Raw genomic sequence first — 25,322 nt, forward strand, 5'->3', positions numbered from 1 at the left:
CGATAGGGAGTGCGTTCGCCCGAGCACATGGGCGGCGCCGGACTAGCGGGCCCTCACCCCTCCTTCAAGGCCCGCCAGGCGAGAAGCAGCCAGCCCGCGATCATCGCGGCGCCGCCAAGCGGCGTGATCGCGCCAAGCCAGCGCGGAGCGCCGAGCGCCATGGCGACGAGGGTCGCGGCGAAGAGCAGGCTGCCGAGCGCGAGCAGCCAGCCGGCTCTCGCGAGCCGCGGGCGGGCGGAGAGGCCGATCCCCACGGCCGCCACGGCATGGGGCAGGAGATAGGCGACCGCGGTCTCCCACCAGCCAAGCTCGACGGGACCGAGCCGGCCCTTCAGCGCATGGGCGCCGAATGCGCCGAGCCCGACCGCGACCGCTGCCAGCAGGGCGCCGGCAGCGGTCAGCTTGTCGGTCGGCGAGGTGTCGCTCACGCCTGGTGGATGGCCTTGGTGACCTGGTAGCTCTGCAGCCCCTCGACCCCGCCTTCGGAGCCGAAGCCCGATTCCTTGATCCCGCCGAACGGCGCGTCGGCGACCGAGATGGCGAAGGTGTTGATCCCCACCATCCCGCTTTCGATCGCGTCGCCGAGGCGATTGGCGCGGCGGCCATTCTCGGTGAAGAGGAAGGCGGCGAGGCCGAACGGCAGGCGATTGGCCTCGTGCAGCGCCTCGTCCTCGGTCTTGAACGAGCGCATCAGCGCGACCGGGCCGAACGGCTCGACGTTCATCGCCTCGGCCTCGTTGGGGACATCGGCGAGGACGGTCGGCTGGAAGAAATAGCCCGCATCGCCGGGCTCACCCCCGGCGAGGACGCGCGCGCCCTTCGACTTGGCGTCCTCGACGAGGCTGTTGATCGCCGGAAGCCGCCGCTGGTTGGCGAGCGGACCCATGCGGGTATCGGCCTCGAGCCCGTTGCCGATCTTCACCTTGGCGGTGCGTTCGGCAAAGCCCCTGGCGAAGGCGTCGTAAATGCCTTCCTGGACATAGAAGCGGGTCGGCGAGACGCAGACCTGGCCGGCGTTCCTGAACTTCTGCGGGACCAGCATGTCGAGCGTCTTGTCGAGGTCGCAGTCGTCGAACACCAGCACCGGGGCGTGGCCACCAAGCTCCATGGTGATGCGCTTCATGCCGTCGGCGGCGAGCTTCATCAGATGCTTTCCGACCGCGGTCGAGCCGGTGAAGCTGATCTTGCGGATGACGTTGCTGCCGATGAGGTGGCGCGAGACGGTGTCGGGAACGCCGTGGACGAGCTGGAACACGCCCTTGGGGATTCCGGCATCGTCAAGCGCCTTGGCCAGCGCGCCGGTGCAGCCCGGGGTCTCCTCGGGCGGCTTGGCGATCACCGGGCAGCCCGCGGCGAGCGCCGCCGCGACCTTCTTGGCGAGAAGGTAGATGGGGAAGTTCCACGGGGTGAAGGTGGCGGTCGGGCCGACCGGCTGCGGAATGACAATCGAGCGCTGCCCGGTCGGACGGACCAGCACACGGCCGCCCTGCCGCTTCGCTTCCTCGGCGAAATAGTCGAACATCTGGGCCGCGCCCATGACTTCGCCGATCGCCTCGGGCAGCGGCTTGCCCTGCTCCTGCGTCAGCAGGCGGCCAATCGCCTCGGAGCGTTCGCGCAGCAGGTCGCCAGCCTTGTGGAGGATGGCGGCGCGCTTCTCGACGTCCATCTCGCGCCAGCCCGGCCAGGCCCGCTGGGCGGAGTCGAGCGCCTGGTCGAGGTCGCCCGTGCTGGCCAGCGGAAGCTCGGCGATCGTGTCGCCGGTCGCGGGGTTGATGACGGGAGCGCGATCGCCCTCCCCCTGGCGCCAGGCGCCGTCGATGAAAAGCTTGAGCTCGGCTTCATATCCCATGCGGCGCTATTTAGGCGCGGCGCTTGCGGGTTACCAGCGGCAGCAGGGCAAGAGCGAGCAAGACGGTCAGCAGCGATAGGGCGGCAAAGCCGATCAGGAAGGGATGATGCGTGTCCTCGCGGCCCTTCAGGTCCATGACGTGGAGCCCGAACATCCAGTCGTAGAAACGCCACCAGCGGGTACGCGTGGCGATGATCCCGCCGGTGGCGGCATCGACGAACAGGTGGGTGCCGTCGGAGAGGTTCACCTGCCAGGTCGCGACCGGGCGGCGGAGCTCGATCGGCGGGGCGTCGGCGCTGGTCCGCGTGACCGAGGCGATCCGCGCTTCGCCGAGATAGCGGCGGGAGACCTCGGCCGCGGCATCGGCGGCACTCGGCGGAGGAAGGAGACGGCCGGTCGCGGGGTCGGCGAGCCGGGTCGGGCCGTTGCGCACCTCGAGCACCCAGCGCGGCCCCGCGGCGCGTGTCTCGAGGCTGACCTTGGCGAGCGGCAGGCCCGCGACTTCGGACGGAAGCAACGCCGGCGCGGTCAGCGTGACGGGATCGACTGGCCGGAGGAGGTCGCTCCCCCGCACCTCGTCGATCGGCTTCCACACCATGACGAGGCCCGAGAGGGTCCAGAACAGCAAGGGCACGCCGACCGCCCAGCCAAGCCAGACGTGCCAGCGGCGCAGCGTGGCGCGAACCTTCATCCCCTGTTCCCCGGCGAAAGCCGGAGCCCATCCTTCTCAGGCGCCGGCGCGAAAGGCACTGTCCTCCTGCGTTCGCAGGAGAACAGCGACGTCAGATGTGGATCGGCTTGCCCTGCACCGCCATCGCCGCTTCCTTGAAGGCTTCGGCGTGGGTCGGGTGGGCGTGGCAGGTGTAGGCGATGTCCTCGGAGGTGGCGCCGAATTCCATCGCCTGCGCCGCCTGCGCGATCATCGTGCCGGCGACCGTGCTGATCATCCACACGCCGAGCACGCGATCGGTCTTGGCGTCGGCGATCACCTTGACGAGGCCGTCGGGCTCGCCGTTGGTCTTGGCGCGGCTGTTGGCCATCATCGGGAACTTGCCGACCTTGATCTCGCCGCCGGCCTTGGCCTGCTCCTCGGTGAGGCCGACGCCAGCGATCTCCGGCGTGGTGTAGACCACCGACGGGATGATCGCGTGGTTCACGATGCCGGTCAGGCCCGCGATATTCTCGGCCACCGCAATGCCCTCGTCCTCGGCCTTGTGCGCGAGCATCGGGCCGGGGATGACGTCGCCGATCGCCCAGATGCCCTCGACCCCGGTGCGGAAACTGTGGTCGGTCTCGATCTGGCCGCGGTTGTTGAGCTGGAGCCCGGTCGCCTCGAGGTTGAGGCCGTCGGTGTTGGGCCGGCGACCGATCGAGACGAGCACGTGGCTTGCCTCGATCTGCTCGGCCGCGCCGCCCTTGGCGGGTTCGACCGTCAGCACGACCTTGTCGCCCTGACGCTCGGCGCCGGTGACCTTGGTGCCGAGCTTGTATTCGAAGCCCTGCTTCTTGAAGATCTTGTTCGATTCCTTGCGGATTTCCTCGTCCATGCCGGGCAGGATCTGGTCGAGATATTCGACCACCGTGACCTTCGCCCCGAGCCGGCGCCAGACCGACCCGAGCTCTAGCCCGATCACGCCGCCGCCGATCACGACGAGGTGGCTCGGCACTTCGGGAAGCTCGAGCGCGCCGGTCGAATCGACGATCCGCTCCTGGTCGACGGTGACGCCCGGAAGCGGGGTGACCGAGGAGCCGGTGGCGATGACGATGTTCTTGGCCCGGACCTGCTGGCCGGCGATCTCGACGCTGTCCTTGCCGGTGAACTTGGCGAGGCCCTTGAGCCAGGTCACCTTGTTCTTCTTGAACAGGAACTCGATGCCCTTGGTCAGCCCGCCGACCGCTTCGAGGCGGCCCTTCTGCATGGTCGGGATGTCGATCCGGAACTCGCCCGTGATGCCCCACTTGGCCATGTGGCCATGGGCGGCTTCCTCGTAGAGCTCGGACGCGTGGAGCAGCGCCTTCGACGGGATGCAGCCGACGTTGAGGCAGGTTCCGCCGAGCGTCTCGCGGCTTTCGGCGCAGGCGGTCCTGAGGCCGAGCTGCGCGGCGCGGATCGCGGCCACGTAACCGCCGGGACCGGCGCCGATGACCAGGACGTCGTAATCGTAATCAGCCATGTTCAAATCCTAGAGATCGATGAGGAGCCGGGTCGGATCCTCGATCGCTTCCTTGATCCGCACCAGGAAGGTGACGGCTTCGCGGCCGTCGACCAGGCGGTGGTCGTAGGAGAGCGCCAGATACATCATCGGGCGGGCGACGATCTGCCCGTCCTTGACCACCGGCCGTTCCTCGATCCGGTGAAGGCCGAGCACCGCCGACTGCGGCGGGTTGATGATCGGGGTGCTCATCAGGCTCCCGAACACGCCGCCGTTCGAGATGGTGAAGGTGCCGCCCTTCATGTCGTCGGCGGTCAGCGTGCCGGCCTTGGCGCGGGCGCCGAAGTCGGCGATCGTGCGCTCGATCTCGGCGAAGCTCATCTGGTCGGCCGAGCGGATCACCGGCACCACCAGCCCCTTGGGAGCCGAGACCGCGACCGAGACGTCGAGATAGTTGTGGTAGACGATCTCGTCGCCCTCGATCCGGGCATTGACCGAGGGAACGTCGCGCGCGGCGAGCGCGGCGGCCTTGGTGAAGAAGCCCATGAAGCCGAGGCGGATGCCGTGCTTCTTCTCGAACAGGTCCTTGTAGCGGGCGCGCGCGGCGATCACCTCGGTCATGTCGACGTCATTGAACGTCGTCAGCAGCGCGGCGGTGTTCTGCGCGTCCTTGAGGCGGGTCGCGATGGTCTGGCGAAGGCGGGTCATCTTGACCCGTTCCTCCGACCTGTTCCCCTGCGCAGGCAGGGGCCCAGTGCCTTGCTGCGGCGCCGAAGACGACTGGGCCCCTGCTTGCGCAGGGGCGCTGCGCGCCTTGGCGACGTCTTCCTTGGTCAGGCGGCCGTCCTTGCCGGTGCCGGTCAGGCCCGACGGATCGACCCCGCTCTCCTGCACCGCGCGGCGGACGCTCGGGGAGAGGCGCAGCGCCTGGGCCTGCTCGTCGGTGACTTCGTGACCTGGGGCGGCGGCCGGAGCGGGCGCCGAAGCGGCCGGCTCGGCAGCCGTGGGCGCGGGCGACGCGGCGGCGGCACCGCCTTCGCTGATCGTCGCGATCACCGCGCCGACATTGACCGTGTCACCCTCGGCGACCAGCGCCTCGCCGAACACGCCGGCGACCGGCGACGGGACGTCGACCGAGACCTTGTCGGTTTCGAGACTGGCGACCGGCTCGTCCAGCGCGACCGCGTCGCCCGGCTTCTTGAGCCACGCGCCCAGCGTCGCTTCGGTGATGCTCTCGCCCAATGCCGGGACTTTGACTTCGCTGCCCATGCTTCTCCCTTAAGCCCGCAATCGCCTAGGCGTTCGCCTGGCCGGCCTTGCGGACGGTATCGACCGCCGCTTCCGCCGCTTCATCCCTTGCCGCGCCGGTGCCGAGTGCCTCGGCAATCAGCGCGCTTTGTTCGGCGACATGCCGCTTGGCAAGCCCGGTCGCCGGCGAGGCCGAGGCCGAGCGGCCCGCATAGCGCGGGCGGAAGCCCTTGCCGGCGGCGCGCAGCGCGTCCTCGATATAGCTTTCGACGAAGAACCAGCTGCCGTTGTTGCGCGGTTCTTCCTGGCACCAGATGACGTCCTGCAGCCCGTCCATCGCCGCCAGCCGCTTGACCAGCGGCTCCGACGGGAAGGGATAGAGCTGCTCGATCCGGAGGATCTCGACGTCGGCGAGCCCCGCGGCGTCGCGCGCCTCCATCAGCTCGTAGGCGATCTTGCCCGAGCAGAGGACGAGGCGGCGGGTGCCCGCGGCCGGCGGATTGAGGTCCGACAGGATCCGCTTGAAGTGCGATTCGCCGGTGAAGTCCGCAACCGCCGACACCGCCAGTTTGTGGCGAAGCAGCGACTTGGGCGTCATCACCACCAGAGGCTTGCGGAAATCGCGCAGCAGCTGGCGCCGAAGCAGGTGGAAATAATTGGCCGGCGTGGTGCAGTTGGCGACCTGGATATTATCCTCGGCGCAAAGCTGCAGGTAGCGCTCGAGCCGGGCCGAGCTATGCTCCGGCCCCTGCCCCTCGAAGCCGTGCGGAAGCAGCAGGACCAGCCCGCTCGCGCGCAGCCACTTGGCTTCGCCGCTGGCGATGAACTGGTCCATGATGACCTGCGCGCCGTTGGCGAAATCGCCGAACTGCGCTTCCCACAGCACCAAAGTCCGCGGATCGGCGAGGCTGTAACCATATTCGAAGCCGAGCACGCCGAATTCGCTCAGCGGACTGTCGCGGACCTCGAAGCGGCCGCCCTCGATCGTGGTCAGCGGCACGAACTTGTGGCCGTCCTTCTGGTCGGTCCAGACGGCGTGGCGCTGGCTGAAGGTGCCGCGGCCGCTGTCCTGACCCGACAGGCGGACATTGTGACCCTCGGCGATCAGCGCGCCGAACGCCAATGCCTCGCCGGTCGCCCAGTCGAAGCCCGCGCCGGTCTCGAACATCGCCTTTTTGGCGTCGAGGATGCGCTGCAGCGTCTTGTGGACGGTGAGGTCGGCGGGGACCCTGGTCAGCAGCTCGCCAAGGCGCTTCACTTCCGCGTCGCTGATCGCGGTGCCGATGTTGCGGCGGCCCTCGACCGGCTCGGCCGGACGGTTCAATCCGGCCCAGCGCCCCTCGAACCAGTCGGCCTTGTTCGGCAGATAGGTGGCGCCCGCCTCGAATTCGCGCTCGAGATGCGCGACGAATTCGTTGGTCCGCCCGTCGATCCAGGCATGGTCGACCACGCCCTCGGCGACGAGGCGGTCGCCGTAGAGCTTGCTGACCGGCGGATGCTTGCGGATCTCGTCGTACATCAGCGGCTGGGTGAAGCTCGGCTCGTCGCCTTCATTGTGGCCGAAGCGGCGATAGCACCACATGTCGATGACGATGTCGCGGTTGAACTCCTGGCGGAATTCGGTCGCGAGCTTGCAGGCGAAGGTGACCGCCTCGGGATCGTCGCCGTTGACGTGGAGGATCGGCGCCTGGATGCCCTTGGCGACGTCGCTCGGATAGGGCGACGAACGCGCGAATTGCGGACTGGTGGTGAAGCCCACCTGGTTGTTGATGACGAAGTGGATGCAGCCGCCGGTGCCGTAGCCCGGAAGCCCCGAGAAGCTGAGGCACTCCCAGACGATGCCTTGGCCGGCGAAGGCCGCGTCGCCGTGGAGCAGCACGGGAAGGACCTTGTCGCCCTCGGCGTCGGCCTTGATCACCTGGACCGCGCGCGCCTTGCCGAGCACGACCGGATTGACCGCCTCGAGGTGGCTGGGATTGGCCTGGAGCGAGAGGTGCACCTTGATCCCGTCGAACTCGCGGTCGCTCGACGTGCCGAGGTGATATTTGACGTCGCCCGAGCCGCCCACGTCCTGCGGGTTGGCGCTGCCGCCGGCGAACTCATTGAAGATCGCGCGATAGGGCTTGCCCATGACGTTGGCGAGGACGTTGAGGCGGCCGCGGTGGGCCATGCCGACGACGACTTCCTCGACCCCGGCCTGCCCGCCATATTTGATCACGGCTTCGAGCGCCGGGATCATGCTTTCGCCGCCGTCGAGCCCGAAGCGCTTGGTGCCCACATACTTGCGGGCGAGGAACTTCTCCCACTGCTCGCCGTGGATGACCTTCTCGAGGATCGCCTGCTTGCCCTCGGGGGTGAAGCTGACGCCCTTGTCGCGGCCTTCCATCCGATCCTGGAGGAAGCGGCGCTCCCCAAGATCGTTGATATGCATATATTCGAGGCCGATCTTGCCGCAGTAATTCTTGCGGAGGATCCCGACGATCTCACGGACCGTCGCCGTCTCGAGCCCGAGGTTGCCGCCGATGAAGATCGGGCGGTCCATGTCGGCGGCGGTGAAGCCGTGATATTCGGGCGTCAGGTCGGCCGGAAGGTCGCGCTTGGTGAGGCCGAGCGGATCGAGATCGGCGGCGAGGTGGCCGCGCACCCGGTAGGTGCGGATCAGCATCATCGCGCGGATCGAATCCTCGGCCGCGCGGCGGACGTCGGCGTCCGACGCACCGGCCGCGGCGGCCTTGTCCTTGGCACCCTTGGCGACCTTCTCCAGCGCCGCCGTGGTCGGATCGAGCCCGAGATTGAGGTCGTCCAGCTCCGCCAGCGGCCAGTTCGCCCGCTGCCAGCTCGGTCCTTGCTCGATCTCGTAGTCGTCCATCACATCCTCTTGTTCCCCGGCGCCAGGCCGGGGCCCAGTGTTCTTTAGCAGGAGCGAAGAACTGGGCTCCTGCTTTTGCAGGAGAACTAGCCCTGCAGCAGTTCCTTCAGCGTCTTGCCGAGCTCAGATGGGCTCGGCGACACGCGGATTCCAGCGGCTTCCATGGCGGCGATCTTCGATTCCGCATCGCCCTTGCCGCCCGAGACGATCGCCCCGGCGTGGCCCATGCGGCGGCCCGGAGGCGCGGTGCGGCCGGCGATGAAGCCGACGGTCGGCTTGGAACGCCCGCGCTTCGCCTCGTCGGCGAGGAACTGCGCGGCCTCTTCCTCGGCGCTGCCGCCGATCTCGCCGATCATGATGATCGACTTGGTCGCGTCGTCGGCAAGGAACATCTCGAGCATGTCGATGAATTCGGTGCCCTTGACCGGATCGCCGCCGATCCCGACCGCGGTGGTCTGGCCGAGACCCTCGTTCGAGGTCTGGAACACCGCCTCGTAGGTCAGCGTGCCCGAGCGCGAGACGACGCCGACGCTGCCCTTCTTGAAGATGTTGCCCGGCATGATGCCGATCTTGCACTCGTCCGGCGTGAGGACGCCCGGGCAGTTCGGCCCGATCAGCCGCGACTTCGACCCGTCGAGCGCGCGCTTCACCTTCACCATGTCGAGCACCGGAATGCCCTCGGTGATGCAGACGATCAGCGGCACTTCGGCGTCGATCGCCTCGAGGATCGAATCGGCCGCGAAGGGCGGCGGAACGTAGATGACGCTGGCGTCGGCGCCGGTCCGCTCGACCGCCTCGTGGACGGTGTCGAACACCGGCAGGTCGAGGTGGGTGGTGCCGCCCTTCCCCGGGGTCACGCCGCCGACCATCTGGGTCCCGTAGGCAATCGCCTGCTGCGTATGGAAGGTGCCAGTCTCACCAGTCATCCCCTGCGTGATGACCTTGGTGCTCTTGTTGACGAGGATGGACATTACTTCTCCAAAACCACTTCGATTTTCAGACCCATAGGATTGCTGGAGCTCGGCATCGGGCTCACGGCGATCCGATGATTGCCGACACGCCAGAGCGTAGGCGAGTTGGCTGCACTTGGGGCCGCCGAGCCAAATGCCTCGTACAAAGCGCTTCTGACGACATCTGCTCGTGACTGCCCATTGGTCGGCGTCATCACCATGCAGGACGGTGACTTGGCAATCGCCGTCGACGCCACCACAATCGTCATATCCTCTGCGCGAGAATATGAGGCCACAGGAAGAGGCGCGCCACTTTTCGCCCGCATATTCATCGAGTTCCAACCTCGACCTTCCAGCATCTGCAGGTCAGTCGCAGCTGGGCCGACGGCAGCGATGCAGTCATTTACATAGCGCACAACAGCCGACGGCGACGGGATGCCATCCGTGGTTTGCGCCTGTATGATCGCCAAACTGAGGGCAAGCAGGATCACTCGCCGAGGCTCGGGTCAATCTGCTTGCAGGCGTCGAGGAGCTCCTTGACCGCGTCGACGCTGACCTTGAGGTTCTGCTTGGCTTCGTCGTCGAGCGCGATCTCGATCACTTCCTCGGCGCCGCCGGCACCGATCACGACCGGAACGCCGACATAGAGACCGTCGAGGCCATATTTGCCGTCGACATAGACCGCGCAGGGGAGGATCCGCTTCTGGTCGCCGAGATAGGCCTCGGCCATCGCGATCGCGCTGGTCGCCGGGGCGTAATAGGCCGAGCCGGTCTTGAGCAGGGCGACGATCTCGCCGCCGCCGCCGCGGGTCCGCTTGACGATCTCGGCGATCTTTTCCTTCGATGACTTGCCCATGGCGACGAGGTCGTCGACCGGGATGCCGCTCACCGTTGTGTAGCTGGTCACCGGGACCATCGTGTCGCCGTGGCCGCCGAGCACGAAGGCGTTCACGTCCTTGACCGACACGCCGAATTCCTCGGCGAGGAAGTGGGCGAAGCGGGCCGAGTCGAGCACGCCGGCCATGCCGACGACCTTGTTGTGCGGAAGGCCTGAGAATTCGCGCAGCGCCCAGACCATCGCGTCCAAGGGATTGGTGATGCAGATGACGAAGGCGTCGGGCGCGTTCGCCTTGATGCCTTCACCGACCGCCTTCATCACCTTGAGGTTGATGCCGATGAGGTCGTCGCGGCTCATGCCCGGCTTGCGGGCGACACCGGCGGTAACGATGATCACGTCGGCGCCCTTGATGTCGGCATAGTCGTTCGAGCCGGTCACCTTGGCATCGAAGCCCTCGATCGGGCCGCACTGGCTGAGGTCCAGCGCCTTGCCCTGGGGCACGCCCTCGACCACGTCGAACAGGACGATGTCGCCCAGTTCCTTCTGCGCTGCGAGGTGGGCAAGGGTGCCGCCGATGTTGCCGGCGCCAATGAGGGCGATCTTCTTGCGGGCCATGGGTCTCCGTCGGGTCTGACTTGGGGGGCCGCCGGGAGACGGCCGGGTCGGTCCGGGCCTCTAGCCGGATGGACCGCATCCGGCAACCGCAAGAGGCCATTCGCGTTTGATCGCGATGAACGCAGGCGTCACCCCCGGTTCAGCGCGCCTGCCCTAGGAGGAATGCCATGAAACAGGCACTTATGCTCGCGAGCGCAGCGCTCGCCTTCGCGGTGGCGGTTCCGGCCGACGCCAAGCCCGGCAATGGCCATGGCCACGGCAATGGCGGCAAGCATGGCGGTTACAGCCAGGACTATCGTGGTGGCTACGGCTACCAGGAAGCCCGCGGCTGCCCGCCGGGCCTCGCCAAGAAGAACAATGGCTGTTTGCCGCCGGGCCAGGCAAAGAAGCTGCGCGTCGGCCAGCGCTACGTCGGCGACTATGGCTATCGCAGCTACAGCTACTACCAGCTTCCGAGTTATGTCCGCGACCGCTATTTCGACGGCCGTCCGGACTATTACGACAACTATAATTATTATTACGACCAGGGCTCGCTCTATCGCGTCGACCCCACCACCATGGTCGTCCAGCAGATCATTCAGGCGCTGATCCGCTAGGAGATCCGAAAGGAAATGAGGGCGCTCCGGTTTCGGCCGGGGCGCCCTCTTTCGTACGTCGGCTCAGCGCCCGGCGAGCTGGCGGATCATCGCTTCCCAGTGGAGCACGTCGTCATAGGCCGCGCGGACCGGAATTCGCTCGTCGAGGCCGTGCGCGCGCTCGTCGTCGGGGCTGATCCCCCAGCCGCCGTCGACGCCGTAGGTCGGGATCCCGGCCGAGCGGAAGAAGCTGGCGTCGGTGGTCCCGGTGGCCATGTTCGGAATCACCCGCATCGTCCGGCCCTGAAGCCCCTGCACCGCCCTGGTGTAGGCCGCGAGGACGTCGGGACGGATGGCGGGCACCGGGGTCGGCTTGCCGATGAAGCTCGGGTCCGGGGTGATCTCGACCCCGCTTCCGACCAGCCGCTGGAGCTCGGCCTGGATGGCGGTCGGCTCGACCCCGGGGAGGATCCGGCAATTGACCGTCGCCCGCGCCATCTGCGGCAGGGCATTGTCGGCATGGCCGCCGGCCAGCATCGTCGCGACGCAGCGGGTGCGGGTCTTGCCGACTTCCAGTTCGCTCGCCTCGATCGCGTCCGCCGCTTCGCCGTCGGCGGGATTGGCGAGCCAGCGCCGCATGGCATCGCCGAGTGCGCCCTTCTCGTCCTGCTGGCGGGCCTGGAAATAGGCGCGGGTGACGTCGTTGAGCCTGGGCTCGAAGCGATAGGCCTCGAGGTTCTTCAGCGCGTCGGCGAGCTGGTAGATGGCATTGTCGGGGCGCGGACGGCTGCTGTGCCCGCCGCGGTTGCGGACGGTCAGAAAATAGCTCTGATAGGTCTTTTCCGCCGCATCGAGCGCGAAGCCGAGCGGGCGGCCGGCGGTGTCGAAGGCCCCGCCCCCGCCATCGGCATTGAGGGCGAATTCGGCATCGAGCCTGCTCTTCCACTCGGTCGCGCCCTTGAGCGCGCCATTCTGCTGCGTTTCCTCGTCGCCGGTGAAGAAGAGGATGATGTCGCGACTGGGCTTGAAGCCCTCGGCCTTGAGCTTGGCCAGCGCGAGCGTGCTCGCGACGATCCCCGTCTTCATGTCGGACGCGCCGCGGCCGTAGAAATAGCCGTCCTTCTCGATGAAGGCGAAGGGGTCCTGCTTCCAGTCCTCGCGCTTGGCCTCGACCACGTCCATGTGGCCGATCACCATCATCGGCCTGGCGGTGGGCCGCTCGGCCTTCCAGCGGAACAGGAGCGCGGCGGTCTTGTCGCCGGGGAGCCCCTCATAAGGAAGGATCTCGATGTCGCTCGCGGGAAAGCCGGCGGCGCGCAGCTGGCCCGCGACCAGCTCGGCCATGCGCGGCACCTGCCCGCGCTGGACCACCGTCGGGATCTCGATCGCCTGCTGGAGGAAGGTCTTCACCTTGACCTGCCACGGGGCCGGCAGGCGCGAGGGCTGGTCGACCGGCCCGGCCGCCAGCGCGGGCGCGGCGACGGCGGCAAGCAGGAAAGCGAGACAGGGACGCATGGCCGGGTTCCTCGTGATTGCCCGGGCAGGCTAGGCTGCACCCAGCGTCCGACTCAAGAGGCATCTCCCTTATGCGCGCCCTGTTCCTCGCCAGCGTCTCCGCCACCCTCCTCGTCACCGCGACGCCCGCCGAGGCGAGCAAGCGCGGCTGGGCCAGGGCGAGCGACATCTCGCGCGACCTCGTCGTCGGCGCGAGCCTCGCGGTCCCCGCGATCCGCGGCGACTGGCGCGGCCTCGGCGGGACCGCGCTCGCGCTCGGCGCCACGGGAGCGACCACCGCCGCGCTCAAATATGCCATTCCCGAGACCCGCCCCGACGGCAGCGACCGCAAGAGCTTTCCTTCGGGCCATACCTCGATCAGCTTCGCCGCCGCCGCCAGCCTCCACAAGCGTTACGGCTGGCAGGCCGGCCTCCCGGCCTATGCGCTGGCGAGCTTCACCGGCCTCGCCCGGGTCGAGGCCGACAAGCATTATGTCCACGACGTGATGGCCGGCGCCGTCATCGGCACCGCCGGGGGCTGGCTCCTCAACCATCGCCATGACGAAAAGGTCGAGTGGCTGCCCTGGGCCGAGCATCACGGCGGCGGGGTCGAGATGACGATGCGCTTCTGAGTCCGCGCGGGAGGCCGGGCCCTCAGGCGGCGGCCTGGTAGAGACCCTCCGGTCCGGCCCCGCGCCGCTCGACCGTGATCGGCTGGTCGCGCTCGCGGCGGTTCCACTTGAAGCTGTCGGCGCGCTCAACAAGGTCCTGCGCGTCGCCGAGCAGATTGGCCGCTGCGGCACTGGTCTGCTCAACCATCGCGGCATTCTGCTGGGTCGAGACGTCCATCTGGCGCATCGCCGCCGAGATTTCCGCGATCGCCCCGGCCTGAGCCCTGGCATCCTCCGACAGGCGGTCGATCAGTTCGGTGACGGTGGCGACGTCGGTGACGATCCCGCTGAACTGCTCCTCGACCTCGCCGACGCTGGTCACCGCCTGGCTGATCCGCTCGCTGGTCGCGGTCAGCTGCTCGCGGGCGTTGCGGGCTTCCTGCTCGGCCCGGCTGGCGAGCTGCGAAACGAGGTCCGCGACCACCGCAAAGCCCTTGCCTGCCTCGCCCGCATGACCGGCCTCGACCGCCGCATTCATCGCGAGCACCCGGGTCTGGAAGGCGATTCGGTCGAGCGCCTCCATCACCCCGTCGACGCTGGCGGCGGCCTCGCGCACTTCCTCCATCGTCGCGGCGGCAGAGCGCGCCTTGTCGAGACCCATTTCGACCGCGTTCTTGGCGCGATCGGCGGACTCGGCCGTGCTCTGCGCCGCGTCCCTGGTAGAGGTGACCCGGCGATCGACATCGGTCAGCGCCGCGGTGGTCTGCTCGATCGCGGCAGCATTGGATTGGGTCCGGCTCGACAGGTCGGACGAGGCATCGGCGATCTCGCTCGCGGCGAGACGGATCGAGCCGGCGCTGGTCGAGACTTGCTGGACCATGTCGCGGAGCGACAGGATGGCGCGATTGAGGTTCTCGCCGAGCGCGCGATATTCGCCTTCGAACTCGGATTCGAGGATCTTGCGCAGGTCGCCCTCGGACATGCGCGTGAGCGTTCCGGCAAGGACGTCGACCATCGCCTTCTTCTGCTCGGCCTCGCGCCGTTCGGCGGCCTGGCGCTCGGCCGAGGTCTGCACGAAATGGTCGAAGGCGGCCGCGAGCTGGCCGAGCTCGTCGGCACGGCCGAGATGGGGGACGGGGACGTCGCGCCCTTCCGAAAGATCGCGCGCCGCGCCGGTCAGCTCGCCGAGTGGCGACACGACCCGCCGACGCAGCAGCGACCCAAACCACATGACACCGCCGAACAGCGCGAGGCCGAGTGCGACCAGCACCGCCGTCGTCACCTGCAGCGCGCTTCCCGCCGCCGCCACGGCGTCTTCCTTGTAACGATTGGATTGGGCGAGGCCGGCCGCGAGCGATGCCTGCTGGTTCTGATAGGCCTCGAACATCACCCGCAGCGCTGCGGCATCACCGCTTCGGTCGCCGCTTCGGAGCATCGGGATCGCGCGCTCCTCGACCACCTTCCAGAACAGGTCGGCATTGCGCACGATGCTGTCGAGATTGGCCCGGAGCGTCGGATCGAGCTCGGCCGATGCCCAACGCGCACGCCGCTCGTTGTAGGTCCGACGAAGCGTCTCGAGCTGCTTCAGCGCCTGGGCTCGATGCTCTTCCTGGGCGAGGCCTTCCATCACGACCGCATAGGGTTCGACGATGAACAAAGGCGGCGGCAGGATGTCGGCCTGGAGCTCGGAGGCGAGCGCGATCTCCTGCTCATATTCGCCGCCGACGCGGATCGCGTTGATGCCGAGCGAGAAGACGATCGCGCTCAGCGCGACCACGCCGAGCAGCGCACCGATCGCAATCCTGACCAGTCGGTTGATGGACATTGGAGAAAGGCCTTCGCTGAGGGTCTTTTCCCCATCATAGAGAGCCCTCGCCCGGCCCGGCCCGGCCGCGCCTAATCTTGGCCGAGGCCGTGTCCCGACGCGAGATAGTCGGCGCTGCGCATCTCCTCGAGCCGGCTCGCGGTGCGCTGGAATTCGAATGCCCCGGTGCCCGCGGGATAGAGCTGCTCGGGCTCGGCATCGGCGGCGGCGAGCAGCTTCACGCGATGCTCGTAGAGCGCGTCGACCAGGGTCACGAAGCGCGCCGCCTCGTTCCTTTTCTCAGGCCCCATCACCGGGATCCCGACGATGATCACCGTGTGGAAGCGCCGCGCAATGGCGAGATAGTCGGCAGCGCCCCGCGCCTCGCCGCACAGCCGCTTGAAGGAGAAGACCGCGACGCCCTTGAGGCTCTTGGGCACGTGCAGGGTCCGCCCGCCGCCAACGTCCAGTTCCTCGGAGGGCACGTTGGCGCGGTCCTCGGGGGGATAGTCGGTCAGCTGAAAGAAGGCCCGGCTGAGCGCCGCGGTAGCCTCGATGCCGTTCGGCACGTGCCACGTCTTCACGCCCTCGAGGCGGTCGAGGCGATAGTCTGTCGGCCCGTTCAGCGGCAGCACCTCGAGCCGCTTCTCGATCAGCGAGATGAAGGGCAGGAAGAGGTCGCGATTGAGCCCGTCCTTGTAGAGGTCATTGGGCGCCCGGTTGGAGGTGGTCACCACCGCCACCCCTTCCTCGAGCAAGGCGGTGAAGAGCCGGGACAGGATCATCGCGTCGGCGGGATTGTTCACCACCATCTCGTCGAAGCAGAGCAGGGTCGCGCCCTCGGCAATGGCTTCGGCGACCGCGGGAATGGGATCGCCCTCCCCCGTCGCGCGCTCGGCCCGGAGCCGCTCGTGGACCTCGATCATGAAGGCGTGGAAATGGACCCGCCTCTTGGGCTCGACCGGGATATGGTCGAAGGCGAGGTCCATCAGCATCGACTTGCCGCGTCCGACCCCGCCCCACAGGTAGAGCCCGCACACGTCGCGCTTGCGCCCGAGCAGGCGGGCGAAGAAGCCGCGGCGGAGGGCCAGTTCGTCGCCCAGCCGGTCAAGCGCCGCCGCCGCTTGCGCCTGGTCGGCGTCGGGCCTCAGTTCCCCGGCCGCGAGCAGCCGCTGGTAGGCTTCGGCAACCGGTCCGCTCACGAAATGTCGCGAAGCTTCTTCAGCGTGCCCGAGAAACTGTAGCAGGCCTCGTCGTCCTGCAGCACCACACCCTGGAGGAAGGCGAGGCTGCGGGTCTGGCGGATCAGCTCGACATGCGCGTCGAGCGGCTTGCCCGCCTGGCCGCGACCCATGAACTTGGTGGTGAGGTCGAGCGTCACATAATGCGCCCGCCGCATGCCCGCGCAGCGCCCGCCGCCGAACAAGGCCATGTCGATGAAGCTCATCACCATGCCGCCGTGCAAGGACCCGCCGAGGTTGAGGTGGCGTTCGGTCGGGAACATCCGGACCACCGCACGGCCGGGCCCGTCGGGACGGAAGATCATCTTCCCCGTCTGCGCCGCGAAGCTGTCGGGATCGAGGTCGATCCAGCTGTACCAGCCCGGATGATCCGGGTCCTCGCGGGCGCCCGACGGGCGATTGGGAACATCTTCGGGCGCGTCCATGCGCGCGGGGTTAGTCGGCGACGTGGGTAGGCGCAACGACAACCCTAGGCCGCGCGCTCGGCGATCAGCTTCTTGGTCTCGGCGATCGCCTTGGCCGGGTTCAGCCCCTTCGGGCAGACGTTGGCGCAGTTCATGATCGTGTGGCAGCGATAGAGGCGGAACGGATCCTCGAGCTGGTCGAGCCGCTCGCCGGTCATCTCGTCGCGGCTGTCGGCGAGCCAGCGATAGGCCTGGAGCAGGATCGCCGGGCCGAGGAAGCGGTCGCCGTTCCACCAGTAGCTCGGGCACGAGGTCGAGCAGCAGAAGCACAGGATGCACTCGTAGAGGCCGTTCAGATGCTCGCGGTCCTCCGGCGACTGCAACCGCTCCTTGCCGGAAGGCGCCGGGGTGGCGGTCTTCAGCCAGGGCTGGATCGAGGCATATTGCGCATAGAGGTGGCTGAAATCGGGGACGAGGTCCTTGATCACGTCGCAGTGCGGCAGCGGGGTGATCCGCACTTCGCCCTTCACGTCCTCGATCGCGGTGGTGCACGCGAGCCCGTTGCGGCCATCCATGTTCATCGAGCAGGATCCACAGATGCCCTCGCGGCACGAGCGGCGGAAGGTCAGCGTCGGATCGAGCTCGTTCTTGATCTTGATCAGCGCGTCGAGGACCATCGGCCCGCATTCGTCGAGATTGACCTCGTACGTGTCGTAGCGCGGGTTCTCGCCCGTCTCGGGATCGTACCGGTAGACCTTGAAGCTCTTGACCCGATTGGCGCCCGCCTCGGCCTTGTAGTGGCGGGGCTTGCCGGTGATCTTGCTGTTCTTGGGAAGCGTGAACTCAGCCATCTTGTTCCTCTAGCGCTGGCCGCGAAATAGGAGCGTCGGACGCGAAAGGCCAGCCCTTGGCGAAGGACCGTATCCCTTCGTGCGCGAGATGGTCATTGCCAGCCGCGTACGGCTTTGCGAAACGCCGTCGCCATGAGTGCGAGCCCCCGAATGCAGCTGCGCGCGGCGACCGCCGACGACCATGACCGGGTCGACCGGCTGTTCGCGCCGCTGAACCTCGGCGAGCGGGGCGACTATGCGCGCTTCCTTGCCGCCCAGGCCGCGGTCCTGCTGCCGCTCGAGGCATGGCTCGACGCGCATGGCGCCGCCGATCTCCTCGCCGACTGGCCTGAGCGGCGCCGTGCCGATCTGCTGCGCGACGATCTTGCCCTGCTGGGCGAGGACCTGTCCGAGCCCGAGCCGGTGACGTTGCCCGAGACGCCCGCCGCCGTGATCGGTGCGGCCTATGTCCTCGAAGGCTCGCGGCTGGGCGGCGCCCTCCTCGCCCGCGAGGTCGGCGCGGACCTCCCCAGGCGCTTCCTCGCCGGCGAGCGGTCGGCAAGCTGGCGCAGCTTCGTCGGCGAGCTCGACCGGCGGCTTTCCACTCCGGACGTACTCGCGCAGGCGATCGACAGCGCCCGGACGGTGTTTGCGGCCTTCGAACGGGCCGGGCGCCGGACGCTCGGCTGACGCGCCTTAGTCCATCATCTCGCGATAGGCGGCGATGACGTTGGCCGCGCTGTAGGGCTTGGTCAGGATCGGCCGGCGGCGGAAGCGCTCGTCGATCATCGAGGTGTCGCCATAGCCCGTCGCGAAGACGAACGGCACGCCCATCTCCTCGAGCATCTCGGCGATCGGCGTGCTCTGCTCGCGCCCGAGATTGTAGTCGAGCACCGCGAAGTCGGGCTTCTGGCTCGCCAGGAAATCGAGCGCGCTGGCGACATTGGACGCAACCTGCACGTCGCTCGCGCCAAGCGACTGGAGCATCGCCTCGGCCTCGAGCGCGATCAGCAGATTGTCCTCGACCAGCAGCACCGAACCGGTGATGCGATCGCGGATCGCCTTGGTCGCGAGGCCCATCGCCATCCGGTCCTGCATCTGGACGTCAAAGCTGTCGCCGGCGGTCACCAGGTGCGGCGGAAGGCGGAAATCGGCGCGCAGGCCATCGGGCTCGAAGGCGATGCTCGCCTCGCCGCCGAGCTCGTGCGGGATCGCCCGCTCGATGATGGTCGAGCCGAAGCCGCGGCGGGTCGGCGCAACCACCGGAGAGCCACCCTGCTCCTTCCAGTGGATCGAGAGCCCGCCGTCCGGCGCCTTCTCGAGCCGGATTCGGACGGTCCCGCTATTATCCTTGAACGCGCCATATTTGGCGGCGTTGGTGATCAGTTCGTGCATCACCAGCGCGACCGTGGCGAAGGCGTCGGGCTGGACCGCCATGTCCTCGCCGATCACTTCGACCCGGTCGGCCCCGCTGCCGAGATAGGCGCCCGCCTCGACCCGGATCATGTTGGTCAGCGAGCGCGCCCCCCAGCCGCTGCTGGTCAGCTGGTCGTGCGCCCGCGACAGGGCATGGACGCGGCTGTTCACGTCATTGGCGAAGACGGTGACGTCGGTCGCCCCTTCGGCGCACTGGCGGACCAGCCCGACGATGAGATTGAGGATGTTGCGGACCCGGTGGTTGAGCTCGGCGATCAGCAGGTCCTGCTGGTCGTTCGAGACCTTGCGCCTCTTCTCCGCCTGGTCGGTCAGCTGGAGGATGATCTCGAGCAAGGTGACGCGCAGCCCCTCGGCCAGCTCGAGGTCGATGTCGGACCAGTGGCGCGACTGGTCGCGGACGGTCTCGCGCCATTCCTCGAAGCTTTCGCGCGGGCTCAGGCGGAGCGTTCCATGCACGTCGCGCTTGACCGCCTTGGTCGGCTGCCCGCCCCAGCGTACGGTCGAAACCACCTCGGGACGGAAGAAAGCGACATAGTCGCGCGGCCGCCGCGACACGGGGATAGCAAGGATGCCCGAGACATTCGCCTCATAATCGGCCGCGGGCGGATGCACCGAGGAGAGCGCATTGGTGTGATAGACCCGGCTCGCCGCCGCGCCGTTGAGGAAGCGCATCAGGTCGAGCGTCTCGCGCTCGGTCGGTGTCTCCCCGCCGAGCCGCAGCCGGCCGTCGACATAGGTCGCAAGTCCGGTCGCGCCCAGTTCCTCGCCAAGCTCCATGAGCAGGCTGAAGAGGTCGTCGATCGACCCATTCTTCGTCGATACCTGCGACAGCATCCGGGCGTGGCGGTCGCGCGCCGCCTTCTGCCGTTCGACCACCTTCCCGCGCACCGCCGTCTCGAGCGTCATCGACAGGATGTTGGCGTAGAAGGCGAGCGACTGCTGGACCGGCGCCGGAAGCGAGCGCGCGGTCTGGTGGTGGCAGCTCAAGAGTCCCCAGAGGCGCCCCTCGACGATGATCGAAAGCGACATGGACGCGGCGACATCCATGTTCTTGAGATACTGAATATGGGTCGGCGACACGGCGCGGAGCATGCTCATCGACAGGTCGAGCGGCTCGCGGTTCGCCCCCATCCGCGGACTGACCGGCACCGTCCGCGCATGGACGTCGGCGATCTGCCGGATCGGATTGCGCAGGTAGAGCGCGCGCGCCTGGGCGGGAATGTCGCTCGCCGGATAATGGAGGCCGAGATAGGGATCGAGGTCGCGGCGGCGGACTTCGGCGATGACCTCGCCGCTGTCGTCGGCATGGAAGCGGTAGAACATCACCCGGTCGTAACCGGTCAGCGCGCGGACGTGGCGGACCGCGAGATTGGCGAGCATGTCGACCGTCGGAAGCTCGCGGATCTGGGTCAGCATCGCCTGGATGTTGAGCTGGAGCCGCTCGTCGCGCGGGGACGCGGGCACGCCCTCGATGATGACGCTGTCGTTGAGGCGATGGACGTTGAGGTCGAGGCGCTGCGCGCAGGCATCGACCTTGGCATCGGCGAGGATGTGCGGGCTCATCCCCTGGTTGATCTGGAGCTCGGAGCGCAGGTCGTGAAGCGCGCGGGCGCCGAGCAGGTCGGCGGCGCTCTTCCCGATCAGCGCCTCGCTCGGCTGGCCGAAATAGTCGATCACATTGTCCGAGGCGCGGCGGACCAGCCAGTCCGAGGCCAGCTCGATCAGGAAACCGTGCGGCTGGATCTCGCCGAGAAACTGGATCTGCTCGAGCGCGCAGAGCGCCGCGGCATCCGCCCCCATTCCGTCGAGGGCGGGCACTCCGGCTTCGGCATCGGCAGAGGTCCCGACACCGTCGTCATTCAAGTCCATCTGCGCCGAAAACTCCGTAGTGGAAGTGCGCCTATCCAGACGCATCCTTTATGGAGCCTGTCAGAAGCCTCTGCAATTTAACAAATATCAAGGCCGATGCTAGGCCCTTGGGCTCAGGCTTCGCGCGCCGCCTTCAACACCGCCGCCGCATGGCCCGGCACCTTCACCTTGCGCCACGTCTTCACCACCGATCCGTCGGCGCCGATCAGGAAGGTCGAGCGCTCCATGCCCATATATTTGCGGCCATACATGCTCTTCTCGACCCACGTGCCGAAGGCCTCGCTCAGGCTTCCGTCGTCGACCGCGAGCGGCACCTTCAAATCATATTTGGCGATGAACTTATCGTGGCTCTTGGCATCGTCGCGCGACACGCCGATCACGCGCGTCCCGGCCGCGGCGAAATCGTCGGCGAGCGCGGTAAATTCCTGCGCTTCCTTGGTGCAGCCTGACGTATCGTCCTTGGGATAGAAATAGACGACCAGCTTGCCGCCCGGCGCCTGGAGGTCGACGGTCTCGCCCCCCGTCGTCGCCAGCGTCAGTGCCGGTGCCTTGCTGCCCTCGTCGATCATGTCCCGCTCCTTACCTTTTCCCAGCGCCCGGCGATCCGCGCCCGGGCTTCGTCGATCGCCGCCAGAAGCGCATCCCAGTCCGCCTGTCCACACAGGCTTGCGACGAGGGGCCGGCTGGCCTCGGCGAGCGCGACCGCCCCCGGCGCAACCAGCCGCATCACCACGAGGAAGCGGCTGAGCAGGCGAAGGTCGGGATCGGTCGCCTCGTCGAGCAACCCGGCCGCGACCAGCGCCGCGATCGCGCTCTCGAGCCGGGGATCGAGCCCGATGCCGCTGGTCAACTGGAGCGTGTGGACGGTGAATTCGAGGTCGACCAGCCCGCCGGGGCCGAGCTTCACGTCGAGCGGCCCGACCGCGGGCTTGTGCTGCGCCATCTGCGCCCGCATCTCGGCCGCATCGGCCCGGACCGCCGCAGGGTCGCGCTCCATCGTCAGGATTGAATGGATCGCGTCGCGGAGCCGCGTCTGGAAAGCCGGGCTGCCGGTCAGTGGCCGCGCCCGGCACAAAGCGAGATGCTCCCAGGTCCAGGCGTCGCTTCGCTGGTAATGATCAAAGCCGGCAAGGCTGACCGCGAGCATCCCCTTCTCGCCCTGCGGCCGAAGCCGCGTATCGACGTCGTAGAGCGGCCCGGCGGCGGTCTGGACCGACAGCGCCGCGACGATCCGGCTCGCCAGGCGGTTGTAATAATCGGTGCCGGTCAGCGAACGCGCGCCGCTCGAGCGGCATTCGTCGGGACAGGACCAGAGAAAGATGAGGTCGAGGTCGCTGGCATCAGTCAGCGCCTGCCCGCCGAAGCGGCCGAGCGCGACGATCCCGAACTCGCCGCCCGGCATCGTCCCGTGCGCCGCGGCGAATTCCTCGGCGACCTTGTCCGACAGGGTCCGGACCGCCGCTTCGGCAAGGTCGCTGTAGCCCTTGGTAATGGCGATCGGATCGCGGTGCGCGGCGATCAACTGCACGCCGAGCGCGAAGCGGCGCTCGCCGACGAGGCGGCGGATGCGGTCGAGCGCCTGGTCGAGCCCGTCCCCCGCCACCGCCGCGGCGAAGCGGTCGGCCAGCGTGTCGGCGTCGGGCGGAAGCGCGAAGCTACTGTCGTCGATCAGCCCGTCGAGCAGGGTCGGCCGCCGCGCCAGCTGGTCAGCAAGGGCCGGCGCCTGGGCGAGGATCAGCGCCAGGATCTCGGCCAGCGCCGGGCGGGCCTCGAGCAGGCGGAAGAAATTGACCCCGCTCGACAGCCGCTCGACGATGTCGCTGAAACGGTTGAGCGCGCGCATCGGCTCGGGCGCGGCGGCGATCCGCGGCATCAGCCCCGGGAGCATCGCCTCGAACGCTTGCCGCGCCGCCGGAGATCGCAGCGAGCGGGCCTTGCCGGTGCGCCAGTCGGCGACTCTCCGCGCGGCCTCCTCGGGTTCGGGCCAGCCCTGCGCGGTCAGTTCGGCGCGGAGCCGGTCGGGATCGTTCGACAGCCGCGTTTCATCGCTGCTGACCAAGCCGTCGAAGGAGAGGCCGATCGCCTCGACATGCGGCGCAAGCGACCTCAGCAAGGCCTCGCCATCGGCTTCGCCCGCGAGCCTGGCGACGGCTTCGAGCGCTTCCCCTCGCGGCAGGCGATGCTCCTGCCGGTCGTCGATCATCTGGACCCGATGCTCGGCGGTGCGCAGCGCGCGATAGCCCTCGCCGATCGCGGCCGCGACATGGGGCTCCAGCCGGTCGGCGTCGGTCAGCGCGCGCAAGGCATCGAGCGTCGCGGGCGCCCGCAGCGCCGGTTCGCGCCCGCCATGGACCAGTTGCTGGACCTGGGTGAAGAATTCCGCCTCGCGGATCCCTCCGCGTCCGCGCTTGAGGTCGTAGCCCGGTCCGAACGCCTGGCCCTGCGCATAATGATCGCGGATGCGCAGCGAGATGGAGCGGATCTCGTCGATCGCGCCGAAGTCGAGCGCCCGGCGCCAGACGAAGGGCTGGATCTCGCGCAGAAAGCGCTGCCCGAGCGCCCTGTCGCCGGCGCAGCAGCGCGCGCGGATGAAGGCGGCCCGCTCCCACGGCAGCGCCGAACTTTCATAATAAGAGATGGCGGCATCGACCGGGAGCGCGATCGGGGTGACCTCGGGCGAGGGCCGAAGCCGCATGTCGACCCGCGCGACATAGCCATGCTCGTCGCGGGTCTGGAGCAGTTCGATCAGCCGCCGCCCGTAGCGCACTGCCGCCTCCCCGGCTTCCTCGCGCGCCCGCTTGGGCAAGGTCTCGGGATCGAACAGCAGGATGAGGTCGACGTCCGAACTATAGTTGAGCTCGCAGCTGCCAAGCTTGCCGAGCGCGAGCACGGTCATGTCGATCATCGGCGCGTCGGGCACGCGCTCGATGATGGCGGCGTGGAGGCTCTCGTCGATCGCCCGGTCGGCAAAGGCCGACAGCGCCGCGGTTACGTCCTCGAGCGACAATTCGCCGGCAAGGTCGCCGAGAGCGGTCGCGAGCGCGAGCTGCTGGCGCTCGCGCCGCAGGCGTTCGCCGACGCGGGTCCCGTCCTCGGTCCGGATCGCCGCAAGGGCCGCAAGACTGCCGTCGCTTTCGAAAATCCCGGCAATCTGCGGATGACGTTCGAGCAGCCCGCTCAGGAAGGGCGACCAGCGCCGCGCCCGCTCAATCGCCTCGGCGCGAACCTGTGTCCCGGAGGCCGCGCTCATGCCGACACCTCGGCTTTGGACCAGATTGATAGCAACGAAGCACTGGCTTCTGCGTTGACCAGCCAAATGAATTCCGCACCTTCCTCGAAGGCGGCGGCGGCAGCAAAGAGCGACTCCATGGATCGACGCATCATCCGGGTCGAGCTACCGCCTGCACACGCCGGTGTCACCGCCGCCCTGCGCCGCGCATTCGCGACGACGCAGGCGCCGACCGACGACCGCGCGTTCGACGATCTCCTCGCCCGCCTGGGCTGAGGATTTCGCCGGCAGGCCAAGGCCACCCACCACAAACAAGAAAAGGGCCGGACGACGGGTGATGTCCCGACCGTCCGGCCCTTTTCGATATGGCTGACTGGCGACGTGGCGCGGCCTCAGCCGCGGCCACCCGCCAGTTCGTCGACTTCGCCCATGATCTGGGCAAGCGCGCTGTGGTTGGGATCGGTCTTGTGCTGGCGCCGGCTGGGCAGCTTGCCGCCCGACAGGAGCTGCTCGAGCGCGACCCGGCCACGCGCGACGCGGCTCTTGATCGTGCCCACGGCGCAGCCGCAGATCTCGGCCGCTTCCTCGTAGGCGAACCCACCCGCGCCGACCAGGATCAGCGCCTCGCGCTGCGGCTGCGGTAGGTGCATCAGCGCCCGCTGCATGTCGCCGAGTTCGACGTGACGGTCCTGGCTCGCCGGCGCGGCAAGGATCTTCGACGCGGTCAGTTCGTCCCACTCGCCCTTGAAGCGGGCGCGCCGCATCTGGCTGAGGAACAGGTTGCGAAGGATGATGAAGGTCCAGGCCCGCATGTTGGTGCCCGCCTGGAAGCGCTTGCGCGCCGCCCACGCCTTGAGCAGCGTTTCCTGCACGAGGTCATCGGCAAGGTCCCGGCTGCCCGACAGCGAACGGCCGAAGGCGCGCAGGTGCGGAATGACCTGCGCCAGCTGGGTCTTGAATTCCGGGTCCGACAGCGGGACCGGTTCGGCCCGGGCCGCTTCGGCCGGTTGCTGATCCAGATCGTCGCTCAATCCATCCCGCCCCTCGGCGCTGCGCATCGTGGCAGCGCTCGTCATATGGTTCATGCGCCGTCCGCCCTCAGCCGGCAACGAAATAGATGATGGCGAACGCCAGGATGACAAGCACCAGTCCGCCGATCAGTGCCACTCGCGCGACGCCCGGGGTGGTCCCGGCGCGCGCTTCCGTCCCGGTCAAATGCTCCGGCTGGTTGTCGATCATCTACGTCGGCACTCCGATTAGGTTTGAAGCGCCAACGCAACGATGGGAACCGTTGTTCCCACCGTTC

The 25,322-nt window shown here is 68.1% G+C and carries 23 protein-coding genes; 4 read left to right on the forward strand and 19 right to left on the reverse strand.

Annotation, left to right across the window (positions count from 1 at the left end; all coding sequences use genetic code 11):
* Nucleotides 1–53: 53 nt before the first annotated feature.
* The 9 genes from AC4GYU_RS01220 to mdh form a co-directional block, all read right to left on the reverse strand.
* Nucleotides 54–428 carry a DUF423 domain-containing protein gene (locus AC4GYU_RS01220; protein WP_491085083.1) on the reverse strand — a complete coding sequence of 125 codons (375 nt, stop codon included), beginning with the start codon at nucleotides 426–428 and terminating at the stop codon, nucleotides 54–56.
* On the reverse strand, nucleotides 425–1,849 hold the full coding sequence (locus tag AC4GYU_RS01225; protein WP_491085084.1) for an NAD-dependent succinate-semialdehyde dehydrogenase: 1,425 nt from the start codon (nucleotides 1,847–1,849) through the stop codon (nucleotides 425–427). The genes AC4GYU_RS01220 and AC4GYU_RS01225 overlap by 4 nt, the downstream gene beginning before the upstream one ends.
* A gap of 10 nt (nucleotides 1,850–1,859) precedes the next feature.
* A complete protein-coding gene (locus AC4GYU_RS01230; protein ID WP_491085085.1) occupies nucleotides 1,860–2,540 on the reverse strand; it encodes a PepSY domain-containing protein in 681 nt (226 codons plus the stop codon).
* Nucleotides 2,541–2,631: 91 nt separating this feature from the next.
* Nucleotides 2,632–4,023, reverse strand: a complete 1,392-nt coding sequence (gene lpdA, locus AC4GYU_RS01235) for a dihydrolipoyl dehydrogenase (protein WP_491085086.1) — start codon at nucleotides 4,021–4,023, stop codon at nucleotides 2,632–2,634.
* Between the two features lie 9 nt (nucleotides 4,024–4,032).
* A complete protein-coding gene (gene odhB, locus AC4GYU_RS01240; RefSeq protein WP_491085087.1) occupies nucleotides 4,033–5,271 on the reverse strand; it encodes a 2-oxoglutarate dehydrogenase complex dihydrolipoyllysine-residue succinyltransferase in 1,239 nt (412 codons plus the stop codon).
* A gap of 25 nt (nucleotides 5,272–5,296) precedes the next feature.
* A complete protein-coding gene (locus AC4GYU_RS01245) occupies nucleotides 5,297–8,119 on the reverse strand; it encodes a 2-oxoglutarate dehydrogenase E1 component (protein ID WP_491085088.1) in 2,823 nt (940 codons plus the stop codon).
* A gap of 86 nt (nucleotides 8,120–8,205) precedes the next feature.
* A complete protein-coding gene (gene sucD, locus AC4GYU_RS01250; protein WP_491085089.1) occupies nucleotides 8,206–9,090 on the reverse strand; it encodes a succinate--CoA ligase subunit alpha in 885 nt (294 codons plus the stop codon).
* On the reverse strand, nucleotides 9,090–9,560 hold the full coding sequence (locus AC4GYU_RS01255; RefSeq protein ID WP_491085090.1) for a hypothetical protein: 471 nt from the start codon (nucleotides 9,558–9,560) through the stop codon (nucleotides 9,090–9,092). The genes sucD and AC4GYU_RS01255 overlap by 1 nt, the downstream gene beginning before the upstream one ends.
* Nucleotides 9,557–10,522, reverse strand: a complete 966-nt coding sequence (gene mdh / locus AC4GYU_RS01260) for a malate dehydrogenase (RefSeq protein WP_491085091.1) — start codon at nucleotides 10,520–10,522, stop codon at nucleotides 9,557–9,559. The genes AC4GYU_RS01255 and mdh overlap by 4 nt, the downstream gene beginning before the upstream one ends.
* A 167-nt stretch (nucleotides 10,523–10,689) precedes the next feature.
* Between mdh and AC4GYU_RS01265 the strand changes: the two genes are divergently transcribed.
* Nucleotides 10,690–11,118: a hypothetical protein gene (locus AC4GYU_RS01265; protein WP_491085092.1), complete on the forward strand. Its 429-nt coding sequence runs from the start codon at nucleotides 10,690–10,692 to the stop codon at nucleotides 11,116–11,118.
* Between the two features lie 63 nt (nucleotides 11,119–11,181).
* Here AC4GYU_RS01265 and AC4GYU_RS01270 read toward each other — a convergent pair whose 3' ends face one another.
* On the reverse strand, nucleotides 11,182–12,612 hold the full coding sequence (locus AC4GYU_RS01270; protein WP_491085093.1) for a M20/M25/M40 family metallo-hydrolase: 1,431 nt from the start codon (nucleotides 12,610–12,612) through the stop codon (nucleotides 11,182–11,184).
* Between the two features lie 71 nt (nucleotides 12,613–12,683).
* Here AC4GYU_RS01270 and AC4GYU_RS01275 point away from each other — a divergent pair, with 71 nt between their 5' ends.
* Nucleotides 12,684–13,223, forward strand: a complete 540-nt coding sequence (locus AC4GYU_RS01275; protein WP_491085094.1) for a phosphatase PAP2 family protein — start codon at nucleotides 12,684–12,686, stop codon at nucleotides 13,221–13,223.
* A gap of 22 nt (nucleotides 13,224–13,245) precedes the next feature.
* Here the strand turns inward: AC4GYU_RS01275 and AC4GYU_RS01280 are convergent, their stop codons facing one another.
* From AC4GYU_RS01280 to AC4GYU_RS01295, 4 genes are all read right to left on the reverse strand, one after another.
* Complete coding sequence (locus tag AC4GYU_RS01280; RefSeq protein ID WP_491085095.1) at nucleotides 13,246–15,027, reverse strand: methyl-accepting chemotaxis protein; 1,782 nt, start codon at nucleotides 15,025–15,027, stop codon at nucleotides 13,246–13,248.
* A 71-nt stretch (nucleotides 15,028–15,098) separates the two neighbouring features.
* Nucleotides 15,099–16,208, reverse strand: coding sequence for a cell division protein ZapE (gene zapE / locus AC4GYU_RS01285; RefSeq protein WP_491085096.1), 1,110 nt, complete (start codon nucleotides 16,206–16,208; stop codon nucleotides 15,099–15,101).
* Nucleotides 16,205–16,672 (reverse strand): PaaI family thioesterase, encoded by a 468-nt coding sequence (locus tag AC4GYU_RS01290; protein ID WP_491085097.1) that lies wholly within the window; start codon nucleotides 16,670–16,672, stop codon nucleotides 16,205–16,207. The genes zapE and AC4GYU_RS01290 overlap by 4 nt, the downstream gene beginning before the upstream one ends.
* A 44-nt stretch (nucleotides 16,673–16,716) precedes the next feature.
* Entirely contained in the window at nucleotides 16,717–17,502 is a 786-nt protein-coding gene (locus tag AC4GYU_RS01295; RefSeq protein WP_491085098.1) for a succinate dehydrogenase iron-sulfur subunit, read from the reverse strand.
* 150 nt (nucleotides 17,503–17,652) lie between these two features.
* Here AC4GYU_RS01295 and AC4GYU_RS01300 point away from each other — a divergent pair, with 150 nt between their 5' ends.
* Complete coding sequence (locus tag AC4GYU_RS01300; protein ID WP_491085099.1) at nucleotides 17,653–18,171, forward strand: biliverdin-producing heme oxygenase; 519 nt, start codon at nucleotides 17,653–17,655, stop codon at nucleotides 18,169–18,171.
* A gap of 6 nt (nucleotides 18,172–18,177) precedes the next feature.
* On the opposite strand, the gene AC4GYU_RS01305 is transcribed toward AC4GYU_RS01300, so the two are convergent.
* The 3 genes from AC4GYU_RS01305 to glnE all read right to left on the reverse strand — a co-directional run bounded on the left by AC4GYU_RS01305 (nucleotide 18,178) and on the right by glnE (nucleotide 24,037).
* Complete coding sequence (locus tag AC4GYU_RS01305) at nucleotides 18,178–20,787, reverse strand: HWE histidine kinase domain-containing protein (RefSeq protein ID WP_491085100.1); 2,610 nt, start codon at nucleotides 20,785–20,787, stop codon at nucleotides 18,178–18,180.
* A gap of 113 nt (nucleotides 20,788–20,900) precedes the next feature.
* A complete protein-coding gene (locus tag AC4GYU_RS01310; RefSeq protein ID WP_491085101.1) occupies nucleotides 20,901–21,356 on the reverse strand; it encodes a peroxiredoxin in 456 nt (151 codons plus the stop codon).
* Nucleotides 21,353–24,037 (reverse strand): bifunctional [glutamate--ammonia ligase]-adenylyl-L-tyrosine phosphorylase/[glutamate--ammonia-ligase] adenylyltransferase, encoded by a 2,685-nt coding sequence (gene glnE, locus AC4GYU_RS01315; protein ID WP_491085102.1) that lies wholly within the window; start codon nucleotides 24,035–24,037, stop codon nucleotides 21,353–21,355. The genes AC4GYU_RS01310 and glnE overlap by 4 nt, the downstream gene beginning before the upstream one ends.
* A 15-nt stretch (nucleotides 24,038–24,052) precedes the next feature.
* Here glnE and AC4GYU_RS01320 point away from each other — a divergent pair, with 15 nt between their 5' ends.
* The gene (locus AC4GYU_RS01320) at nucleotides 24,053–24,292 is read left to right on the forward strand and encodes a hypothetical protein (protein WP_491085103.1); all 240 of its coding nucleotides are present in this window, start codon (nucleotides 24,053–24,055) and stop codon (nucleotides 24,290–24,292) included.
* Nucleotides 24,293–24,408: 116 nt separating this feature from the next.
* Here AC4GYU_RS01320 and AC4GYU_RS01325 read toward each other — a convergent pair whose 3' ends face one another.
* Together AC4GYU_RS01325 and AC4GYU_RS01330 are read right to left on the reverse strand one after the other, a co-directional pair.
* A complete protein-coding gene (locus AC4GYU_RS01325) occupies nucleotides 24,409–25,101 on the reverse strand; it encodes a sigma-70 family RNA polymerase sigma factor (protein ID WP_491085104.1) in 693 nt (230 codons plus the stop codon).
* Between the two features lie 13 nt (nucleotides 25,102–25,114).
* On the reverse strand, nucleotides 25,115–25,255 hold the full coding sequence (locus tag AC4GYU_RS01330) for a hypothetical protein (RefSeq protein WP_491085105.1): 141 nt from the start codon (nucleotides 25,253–25,255) through the stop codon (nucleotides 25,115–25,117).
* Nucleotides 25,256–25,322: the final 67 nt, after the last annotated feature.

The organism is Sphingomonas sp. SP2, from assembly GCF_058313385.1.

Bases quoted from the DNA above. Each gene is read 5' to 3' on its own strand.
- AC4GYU_RS01225 (WP_491085084.1), bottom strand. From the start codon at position 1,849: ATGGGATATGAAGCCGAGCTCAAGCTTTTCATCGACGGCGCCTGGCGC.
- AC4GYU_RS01230 (WP_491085085.1), bottom strand. From the start codon at position 2,540: ATGAAGGTTCGCGCCACGCTGCGCCGCTGGCACGTCTGGCTTGGCTGG.
- lpdA (WP_491085086.1), bottom strand. From the start codon at position 4,023: ATGGCTGATTACGATTACGACGTCCTGGTCATCGGCGCCGGTCCCGGC.
- odhB (WP_491085087.1), bottom strand. From the start codon at position 5,271: ATGGGCAGCGAAGTCAAAGTCCCGGCATTGGGCGAGAGCATCACCGAA.
- AC4GYU_RS01245 (WP_491085088.1), bottom strand. From the start codon at position 8,119: ATGGACGACTACGAGATCGAGCAAGGACCGAGCTGGCAGCGGGCGAAC.
- sucD (WP_491085089.1), bottom strand. From the start codon at position 9,090: ATGTCCATCCTCGTCAACAAGAGCACCAAGGTCATCACGCAGGGGATG.
- mdh (WP_491085091.1), bottom strand. From the start codon at position 10,522: ATGGCCCGCAAGAAGATCGCCCTCATTGGCGCCGGCAACATCGGCGGC.
- AC4GYU_RS01265 (WP_491085092.1), top strand. From the start codon at position 10,690: ATGAAACAGGCACTTATGCTCGCGAGCGCAGCGCTCGCCTTCGCGGTG.
- AC4GYU_RS01270 (WP_491085093.1), bottom strand. From the start codon at position 12,612: ATGCGTCCCTGTCTCGCTTTCCTGCTTGCCGCCGTCGCCGCGCCCGCG.
- AC4GYU_RS01275 (WP_491085094.1), top strand. From the start codon at position 12,684: ATGCGCGCCCTGTTCCTCGCCAGCGTCTCCGCCACCCTCCTCGTCACC.
- AC4GYU_RS01280 (WP_491085095.1), bottom strand. From the start codon at position 15,027: ATGTCCATCAACCGACTGGTCAGGATTGCGATCGGTGCGCTGCTCGGC.
- AC4GYU_RS01290 (WP_491085097.1), bottom strand. From the start codon at position 16,672: ATGGACGCGCCCGAAGATGTTCCCAATCGCCCGTCGGGCGCCCGCGAG.
- AC4GYU_RS01295 (WP_491085098.1), bottom strand. From the start codon at position 17,502: ATGGCTGAGTTCACGCTTCCCAAGAACAGCAAGATCACCGGCAAGCCC.
- AC4GYU_RS01300 (WP_491085099.1), top strand. From the start codon at position 17,653: ATGCAGCTGCGCGCGGCGACCGCCGACGACCATGACCGGGTCGACCGG.
- AC4GYU_RS01305 (WP_491085100.1), bottom strand. From the start codon at position 20,787: ATGGACTTGAATGACGACGGTGTCGGGACCTCTGCCGATGCCGAAGCC.
- AC4GYU_RS01310 (WP_491085101.1), bottom strand. From the start codon at position 21,356: ATGATCGACGAGGGCAGCAAGGCACCGGCACTGACGCTGGCGACGACG.
- glnE (WP_491085102.1), bottom strand. From the start codon at position 24,037: ATGAGCGCGGCCTCCGGGACACAGGTTCGCGCCGAGGCGATTGAGCGG.
- AC4GYU_RS01325 (WP_491085104.1), bottom strand. From the start codon at position 25,101: ATGAACCATATGACGAGCGCTGCCACGATGCGCAGCGCCGAGGGGCGG.
- AC4GYU_RS01330 (WP_491085105.1), bottom strand. From the start codon at position 25,255: ATGATCGACAACCAGCCGGAGCATTTGACCGGGACGGAAGCGCGCGCC.